Genomic DNA, 4,918 nt, shown 5'->3' with positions numbered 1-4,918 from the left:
CGCGGATGCGTATGCGGCGCGGTGTGTGGGTGAGGTGCCGGGCTGGGCGCCGTTGCCGGTTCAGTACGCGGATTACACGCTGTGGCAGCACCAGCTCCTCGGGGAGGAAACCGATCCGGAAAGCTTGTTGGCTCGGCAGACCGACTTCTGGCGGACGGCTCTCGACGGGATCCCCGAAGAGCTCGACCTTCCCTTCGACCGGCCACGGTCTGCCGCTGCATCGGCCCAAGGTGCGCTCATCCCGGTCGGACTGAGCCCGGAACTACACGTCCGAATCGTCGAATTGGCGCGGCGTTCTGGTGGGAGCATTTCTCGCTCCCGGGTCTGGAGGTGGTGACGGATGCGGTTGATCCGGGGATCGCGCGTTTCGACCTGACGTTCAGCCTCACCGAGCGTCACGGGTCTGATGGGCTGCCGGCTGGTATCGAGGGTGTGGTGACGTATGCGGTGGACCTCGTGGAGGTGCTGGAGCCGGGCGAGTACGAGAAGTTCGTCCTGGACGTCAATGACACGCTGCTGCCGGTGCGTAAGGAGTGCGTGCCGGAGCTGTTCGAGAGCCGGGTTGCCGGGGACCGGGATGCGGTCGCGGTGGTCTTCGAGGACCAGGCCGTCACCTATGGGGAGCTGGATGACCGGGCGAACCGGCTGGCGCGTCTGCTGATCGAGGGGGGTGCGGGTCCTGAGCAGGTCGTTGCGGTGGCGGTCCCGCGGTCGGTTGACCTGGTGGTGACCCTGCTGGCCGTGTTGAAGACGGGTGCGGCCTACCTGCCCCTCGACCCCGGCTATCCCGCCGAGCGCCTCACCTTCATGCTCGACGACACCCGGCCCGTCTGCGGGGTCTGCACCACCGCCACCCAAGACGCCCTGCCCGATTCGGCAGCCGTCCTCCCGGCCGGCCGCATCGTCCTGGACGGGCTCGACGGCAGTGACGCAGCCGAGGCGTATCCGAGTGGTCCCGTCTCCGACGCGGAGCGGACTACACCGCTGTTGCCGCAGCATCCGGCGTACGTCATCTACACCTCCGGTTCCACCGGACGGCCCAAGGGCGTCGTCGTCACGCACGCCGGCCTGCCGAATCTCGCCCGACACGTGGCCGAGGAACTCGACGTGCTGCCCGGCAGCCGGTTCCTGCAGTTCGCGTCGGTCAGCTTCGATGCCGCCGTCTACGAGATGTACGCGACCCTGCTGGCCGGAGCCACCCTCGTCCTCGCATCCGCCGAGCACCTCACCCCGGGCAAGCCGCTCGCCGACACCCTCCAGCGCCATCGGGTTTCACATCTCTGCGTGCCGCCTTCCGTCCTCGCCGCCACCCCCGACACGGCGGACGCCCGATATCCGGGAACCCTGGTCGTCGCAGGCGAGACGTGCCCGGGCCGGACCGTCGAACAGTGGTCTGCAGGCCGGCGGATGATCAATGCCTACGGACCGACCGAGTACACCGTGTGCGTCAGCATGACCGGCGCGCTGCACGGGGCGGAACAGCCCGCGATCGGCCGGCCGATCAGCCGTACCCAGGTCTACGTCCTGGACGAGCGGCTGCGGCCGGTGCCCGTGGGAGTCACGGGTGAGCTCTACGTGGCCGGTGCCGGGCTGGCCCGCGGATATCACCGCCGCCCGGGCCTGACCGCCGAACGGTTCGTCGCCGACCCCTTCACCCCCGGCGCCCGGATGTACCGCACGGGAGACCTGGCCCGTTGGACCCGGGAGGGTGTGCTGCACTTCGCAGGGCGCGCCGACCAGCAGGTCAAGTTGCGTGGGTTCCGGATCGAGCCCGGTGAGATCGAGTCCGTACTCCTGCGGCACCAGGGAGTCGAATCGGCAGCGGTCGTGTTGCGCGAGGACCGGGACCGGGACCAGGAGCGATCCGGTCGACTGGTTGCCTACGTCGTCGTCGCATCGGCGACCGACCGGACCGACCGGACCGACGCCGAGCCGGTGGACCAGGCCGCGTTGCGGGCGCACGTGGCCTCGGTCCTGCCCGCCCACATGGTTCCGTCAGCCGTGGTACTGCTCGCGAAGCTCCCCCTCCTGCCCAACGGGAAGCTCGATCGCGCAGCCCTGCCCGCCCCCGACTTCGCGTCGATGACCTCCGCACGCCTCCCGCAGAACTCGCTGGAGCAGCTCTTGTGCACCCTGTTCGCCGAGGTGCTGGAGCTGCCGGCGGTAGGGGTCGACGACAACTTCTTCGACCTCGGCGGCCACTCCCTCCTCGCGACCCGCCTCATCAGCCGAATCCGGAGTGCACTCGGCGCCGAAGTGGAGATCAGGCGGCTGTTCGAGGCCGCGAGCGTGGCAGCCCTCGCCCGGACACTCGCCGAGGCCCGGAAAGCCAGGCCCGCACTCCTGCCCGAACAGCGACCGCACCCCCTGCCGCTCTCGTCCGCCCAGCAGAGGCTGTGGTTCCTGCAGCGGCTGGAAGGCCCGGGTTCGACGTACAACATCCCCATCGCGCTGAAGCTGACCGGACACCTGGACCGGGAGGCGCTGGAGCAGGCACTGGCCGATGTCGTGGCCCGCCACGAGAGCCTGCGGACGGTCTTCCCTGAGCAGGAAGGCGTTCCGCGCCAGCAGATCCTCGATGCCACAGCCGGACTGGTGCCCGTGGCTGCCACGCGTACGACACGGGCACGGCTCGCCGAGGAGCTGAGCACCGCCGCCAGCCACTGCTTCGACCTCGCCGTCGACGTACCCGTACGCGCTCACCTCTACGAGCTCACCGAGACCGACCGGGTGTTCCTGCTGGTCCTGCACCACATAGCGGGCGACGGATGGTCCGCCGCCCCGCTCGCCAGGGACCTGGCCCAGGCGTACGAGGCGCGCCGCCTGGGCAGCACACCGGGCTGGACACGGCTCCCCGTGCAGTACGCGGACTACACGCTGTGGCAGCAGCGGCTCCTGGGCGACGAAGACGACCCCGGCAGCCTCGCGGCCAGGCAGCTCGCCCACTGGCGTACGGCGCTGGACGGGATCACCGAACGGCTGGACCTCCCCCTGGACCGCCCGCACCCCGCGGCCGCCACCCACCGTGGCGGCGAGATCCCCTGGGGAGTGGAGGCCGACCTGCACGCCGGACTGGCCGTACTCGCCAGGCAGAGCGGCACGAGCATGTTCATGGTGCTCCAGGCCGCCCTGGCTGCCCTCTTCACCAAGCTCGGCGACAACGAGGACATCCCGATCGGCAGCCCCATCGCAGGGCGGACGGACGAGGCACTCGACGACCTGGTCGGGTTCTTCGTGAACACCCTCGTCATACGGACGGACGCCTCGGGCGACCCCTCCTTCCGCGAACTCCTCGGCAGGGTGCGGACGACCGTGCTGTCCGCATACGAACACCAGGACATCCCCTTCGAGCGGCTCGTGGAGGTCCTCAACCCGACCCGCTCCCCGGGCCTGAACCCCTTCTTCCAGGTGATGCTCGCCTTCCACAACGTGCCGGCCGCAGACCTCCGGATGGCCGGGATCGAGGCACGCCCCCAGGACATCGCCGCGACCACGGCCAAGTTCGACCTGCACCTGGAGCTCAGCGAACGGCCGGAAGGCGGCATCGCAGGAGCCGTCTACTACAACACGGACGTCTTCGACCGGGACACGGTGGAAACCCTTCTGCACCGGTTCGAGCGCGTCCTGCGCACGGCCGTGTCGCACCCCGACCGGCGCATCGGCTCGATGGACGTCGTCTCGGCAGAGGAACGCGAGCAGTTGCTGTCCGGGTTCAACGACACCGCACGGCCCGTGGCGCACACGGTCCTCCCGGAGTTGCTCGCCCGCCGGGCGGCGCTCCTGCCCGGTGCCCAGGCCCTGGTGTACGAGGGCGAGACCCTGTCCTACGCGCAGCTGGACGAGCGGGCGAACCGGCTCGCCCGCCTGCTCATCGCACGCGGCGCGGGACCGGAGAAAACCGTCGCCGTGGTGCTCGACCGGTCCGTGTACCTGGTGGTGGCCCTCGTCGCCGTCCTCAAGACGGGCGCGGCCTATCTGCCGCTCGACCCCACGTACCCCGCCGACCGCCTCGCGCACATGCTCGACGACGCAGCTCCGCTGTGCACCGTGTGCGTCGGGGAGACCGAGCCGGGGCTGCCGCCCGTAGGCATCGGCGGACCGGGCAGCCGCGTCGTACTCGACGACCCCGCCGTCCAGGAAGAACTGGCCGGCCACACCACCGCACCGGTGACCGACGCCGACCGGACGGACGCGCTGCTGCCCGGGCATCCCGCCTACGTCATCTACACCTCGGGCTCGACCGGGACCCCGAAGGGAGTCGTGGTTCCGCACGAGGCGATCGTCAACAGGCTGCAGTGGATGCAGGCGGAGTACGGCCTGACACCGGACGACCGGGTGCTGCAGAAGACTCCGGCCGGATTCGACGTCTCGGTATGGGAGTTCTTCTGGCCGCTGGCCGAGGGCGCCACCCTGGTCCTGGCCAAGCCGCAGGGACACAAGGACCCGGCCTATCTGGCCCGCTTGATCAGGAGCGAACGCGTCACCACCGTCCACTTCGTACCGTCGATGCTGCGCGAGTTCCTGCGCGAGCCGGCGTCCGCGCTCTGCACGGGCCTGCGGCGGGTGCTGTGCAGCGGCGAGGCCCTGCCGCTGGAGCTCGTCACGCGCTACCGCGCCGTCCTGGACGCTCCGCTGCACAACCTGTACGGGCCTACCGAGACGGCCGTCGACGTGACCTCGTGGGCCTGCCCGACTACTGGGGAGGAGGCAGAGCCGGAGCGCGTACTGATCGGCCGTCCCGTGTGGAACACCCGTCTGTACGTGCTGGATGCGGGGTTGGGTGTGGTGCCGGTTGGTGTGGTGGGTGAGTTGTATGTGTCGGGTGTGCAGTTGGGGCGGGGTTATGTGGGTCGGGGTGGTTTGACTGCTGAGCGGTTTGTTGCTGATCCGTTTGGTGGGGTGGGTGCTCGGATGTATC

2 protein-coding genes are annotated in these 4,918 nt (G+C 69.8%); both read left to right on the top strand.

Annotation, left to right across the window (positions count from 1 at the left end; translation table 11 throughout):
• Window positions 1-337, top strand: a 337-nt coding sequence (locus IO30_RS46475; protein ID WP_209439900.1) for a condensation domain-containing protein, incomplete at its 5' end; no start/stop codon positions are given.
• A 95-nt stretch (window positions 338-432) separates the two neighbouring features.
• Window positions 433-4,918, top strand: a 4,486-nt coding sequence (locus IO30_RS42250) for a non-ribosomal peptide synthetase (RefSeq protein ID WP_167347290.1), incomplete at its 3' end; no start/stop codon positions are given.

Origin of the sequence: Streptomyces xanthophaeus (assembly GCF_000725805.1) — a bacterium.
GTDB lineage: Bacteria > Actinomycetota > Actinomycetes > Streptomycetales > Streptomycetaceae > Streptomyces > Streptomyces xanthophaeus.
The sequence above is the reverse complement of the archived record's forward strand: the minus strand, read 5'-3'. Positions and strand labels throughout refer to the sequence as shown.